Annotated in this window: 4 protein-coding genes and 1 pseudogene; all 5 read left to right on the forward strand. The window is 29.7% G+C overall.

Annotated elements, in window-relative coordinates:
- Window positions 1–155 precede the first annotated feature (155 nt).
- Window positions 156–1,328: a M20 family metallopeptidase gene (locus Q0V08_RS10965; RefSeq protein ID WP_297434717.1), complete on the forward strand. Its 1,173-nt coding sequence runs from the start codon at window positions 156–158 to the stop codon at window positions 1,326–1,328.
- A 26-nt stretch (window positions 1,329–1,354) separates the two neighbouring features.
- Window positions 1,355–2,002 carry a nucleoside recognition domain-containing protein gene (locus tag Q0V08_RS10970; RefSeq protein ID WP_297434719.1) on the forward strand — a complete coding sequence of 216 codons (648 nt, stop codon included), beginning with the start codon at window positions 1,355–1,357 and terminating at the stop codon, window positions 2,000–2,002.
- Window positions 2,003–2,013: 11 nt separating this feature from the next.
- Window positions 2,014–2,490 carry a nucleoside recognition domain-containing protein gene (locus Q0V08_RS10975; protein ID WP_297434721.1) on the forward strand — a complete coding sequence of 159 codons (477 nt, stop codon included), beginning with the start codon at window positions 2,014–2,016 and terminating at the stop codon, window positions 2,488–2,490.
- A 31-nt stretch (window positions 2,491–2,521) separates the two neighbouring features.
- Window positions 2,522–3,487: a methyltransferase domain-containing protein gene (locus tag Q0V08_RS10980; RefSeq protein WP_297434723.1), complete on the forward strand. Its 966-nt coding sequence runs from the start codon at window positions 2,522–2,524 to the stop codon at window positions 3,485–3,487.
- Between the two features lie 20 nt (window positions 3,488–3,507).
- Window positions 3,508–4,074 (forward strand): annotated as a pseudogene (locus Q0V08_RS10985) (hypothetical protein); the annotation flags it as partial.

Here is a 4,074-nt window from a genome sequence, read left to right on the forward strand (position 1 = left end):
AATAAAAATAATAGTGACAGTTTATAGACAGTCTATAGAAATACATATGACAATTATAGATAAAATAAGACTTTTTAAAAAAAAAGTAGACAATTATTTTTTTGAAAATATAATAAAGACTGTAAAAAACCAATAGAAACTGGAGGGTAAAATAAATGAAAAATAATTTAGAAAAAGCTTTTAATTTTATAGACAGTAAAAGTTTAGAAATGAGAGAGTTATGGGAAAATATTTGTAAAATGGAATCATACTCTTATGATTTTGAAGAGATTGATAAAGTACAAGAATTTTTACAAAAGCAGTTTTCAAATGCTGGAATGGAAACAAAAATATATGATTTTGAAGGAAGTGGAAATAGCTTAGTAGCTTCTTATAAAGTAGAGAGTGATATTCCAGGAGTAGCATTTATGGGACATGTAGATACTGTTCATAAAAAGGGAAGATTTGGGGAAAATCCTGTTAAAATTGAGGATGGAATTATTTATGGACCAGGAGTTCTAGATTGTAAAGGTGGGGTAGTGGTAGGATTTTTAGCTGCTCAAGCGTTAAAGCATATAGGAGTAGATAGAGAGATAAAGCTCGTTTATTCAGGTGATGAAGAGATTCAACACTCTACATCTTTAGGAAAAGGGGCAGATGTATTTTTAAATGAAGTAAAAGGGTTTGCTGCAGCTTTTGATTGTGAAACAGGATTTGTAGATGGGAGAATAGCTGTAGGACGTAAAGGTGGAGCAGTTTACAGAATAAAAATAACTGGAAAAGGTGCTCATGCAGGAAATGAACCACAAAATGGTATAAGTGCTATAAAAGAGGCAGCTCATAAATCTCTTAATTTAGAGGAGTTAACAAACTATGATGGAATAACTTATAATGTTGGTGTTATAAAAGGTGGTACAGTGGCAAATAGTATACCAGCTGATTGTGAGCTTGAAATAGATGTACGATTTAGAACAAATAAAGATGTTGATATTGCAAAAAAAGTTTTAGAAGATATTACAAATAAATCTTATGTAGAAGGAACTACAGCAATTTTAGAAACAGTCTCTTTAATGCATCCTATGGAAAAAACAGAGGGAAATATGAGACTATTTGAATTAGTAAAACAAGCATCTTTAGAATTAGGTTTTGTAGAACCGAAAGAGTGTGTACTAGGGGGAGCATCTGATGCAGCATACAGTGTTATGGCAGGAGTACCAACTGTTTGTGCAATGGGAGTTAGAGGTTATGCTAATCACACTTTAGAGGAAAGAGCTGTTGTAAGTTCTTTAGAGGAAAGAGCAAAACTATTAGTTGCAACTGTTTTAAATATGCCAAAAGATTTTAAATAAAAAATAAAAAGAAAGGAAATAAAAAGATGAATAACAATAATACTAAAAAAAATATAATAGCATGGATATCATTGGTTATGTTAATAATGATATTTTCAGGAGCATTTCAAAAAGCTGAAGGGCCTTTAAGAGCACTTGACTTTAATACGTTAGCAGGAAGTTTTGGAAAGGTATCTGGAAAACTAGATTTTAGAGGCGCTGGTGGAACTGGAGCAAAAGAGGGTTTTTTATTTGCGTTAACACTTATTCCTACTACAATGTTAGCTTTAGGACTTATTGAAGTTGCTCAAGAACTAGGTGGATTAAGAGTAGCATCAAAAATATTTACACCACTTTTAAAACCTTTAATGGGATTACCTGGTGTAGTAGGATTGACATTTGTAAGTACATTTACCTCTTCAGATGTTGGAGCTGTAATGACAAAAGAGCATTTTGAAAATAATGAAATAACAGATGATCAAAGAGCTATATTTGTAGCATATCAATATGCAGGTTCAGGAGTAATAAACAATACTTTAACTGGAGGAGCACCTCTTATAGCAGTTTCTATTGTGCCAGTTGGAATAATTATTCTTATTCAAATTGTTGTTAAAATTATAGGAGCAAATATAGTAAGACTTTATTGTAAAAGATTAAATCAGAAAGAAGCGAAAAAAGAAAAGGCTTTTGCTTAGGAGGAGTTTTAGTGAGTACAACAAATACAAAACAAGTTAGTGTAGTAGAAACATTTATGAAGGGAGCTAAAAAAGGACTTTATATAGGGTTAGAGTTAATAGCTCCAGCAATGGTTATGGCATATGCATTGATAGCAATATTAACAGTAACAGGAATGATGCCTATAATAGGAAAATATTTATCACCTATAATGGCAGTTTTTGGTTTACCTGGAGAGGCAACAGTGGCTTTAATAGCAGCATTTTTTGCTAAAGCAGCAGGAGCAGCAAGTGCTTTATTACTATATGAACAAGGACTTATAAATCAAGAACAAGCGACGATACTATTTCCAACAGTTATAATAATGGGAACATTAGTAGGACATTTTGCTAGAATAGTTTTAGTTTCAGATGTGGCAAAAAAATATCATAAATTATTATTGATGATTCCTATTATAGATGCAGTTATAGTAATGCTTTTAATGAGAGTGATATTAAAGTTTTATTAATTTAATTGATCTCTAGTAAAGAGAGGGATATATGATTGAAAAGGATTTTGAAAATGTTATTGAACTTAGAAAAAAAAGAAAAATGACACAAAAAGATTTATCTAAAGTAACGGGTTTAAATATAAGAACAATAAGCAGGTTTGAAAATGGGGAAACAATATCAGCTAGTTCTGAAAAAAAGATATATATAGCATTAGGATATGACTTTTTACAAGATACAGATCTTTATTTAGAAAAAGTAAAAAGATCATTTGATAAACAAGCAAGTGGTTATAATGAGTACACTCTTTTAACAGATAGCATGTATCTAAGTAGAATACTAAATATAGGACATCCTTTTAAGGGAAAAAGAGTTTTAGATTTAGGTTGTGGAACAGGGTTGTTATCATTAAGTTTAGCAGATAAAGCTGAGGAGATATTTGCACTAGATATAAGTAATGGAATGATTAATAGTTTAAAATCTAAAATAAAAAAAAGAGAGATAAAAAATATAAAGGCTATAAAGGGAGATATACACAACACTCACTTTCCAGATAATTTTTTTGACACAATAGTATGTGTTCTCTCTTTTCATCATTTTCATGAAATTAAAAGAGTTATGCAAATAGTAAAAAAAATACTAAAACCTTTTGGTGAACTTATAGTAGTTGATATTTATGCATCAACGAATGAGGGTGAAAATGTTTTACAAAATACCTGTGAAAAAATTAGAGATTTTTCTCATAATAAATTTTTTACTTTAAAAGAGTTAAAAGATCTTTTAAAAGAGTTTGATTTTGGCGGTTTTGAAACTGAAAGATTTGAGGTAAAAAGAAATTATAAAGATTGGATAAAAATGGCTAATTTTGAGGATAATGACAAAATTTTATATAATTTATTAAAAGGGTTAGCTTTAAATGGGATTTCAATGGGGAGTGATTTAAAATTGGAAAATGATACCATAGAGTTCATTCAAAATATGGTAACAATTAAAGCTATAAATTTTAAAAACTTCTAAAATAGAAAAAGAGGTATTAAATGAAAGAGATGTTATTAATGTTAGCAATTATAATATGTATATTTGCTATTGGAGATGTATTAAGTGTTTTAACAAAAGCTAAATTATCATCAATATTCGTAGCTTTACTTATTTTTTTAGTGCTATTTATGTTAAAAATAATTCCAACTGATATTGTTGAAATATCTGGGTTAACAAAAGTAGGTCGTTGGGCAAGTCCAATTTTGGTTTTTGGAATGGGAACAATGGTTGATTTTAAACAGTTGAAATCAGAGTGGAGAACAGTTTTAGTTTCAATAATATCAATGATTGGTGCAATTAGTTTTATGCTATTAGCTGTTCCATTAATAGGAAAAGATTCAACATTAGTAGCAGTTCCCATAATAAATGGAGGAATTGTAGCGACAAATATAATGGTTAGTGGGGCACTAGAAAAGGGATTTCCAATGGCAGCTGCATTTGGAACATTAATATATGCTTTACAAAAATTTGTAGGAACACCAATAGCTTCTTATTATGGATTAAAGGAAGCTAAAAATATAGTGGAAAAGCATAGAAAAAATCTTAATTTATATACTAAAGAGAAT

This window comes from uncultured Cetobacterium sp., assembly GCF_947038635.1.
In the GTDB taxonomy this organism is placed as follows: domain Bacteria; phylum Fusobacteriota; class Fusobacteriia; order Fusobacteriales; family Fusobacteriaceae; genus Cetobacterium_A.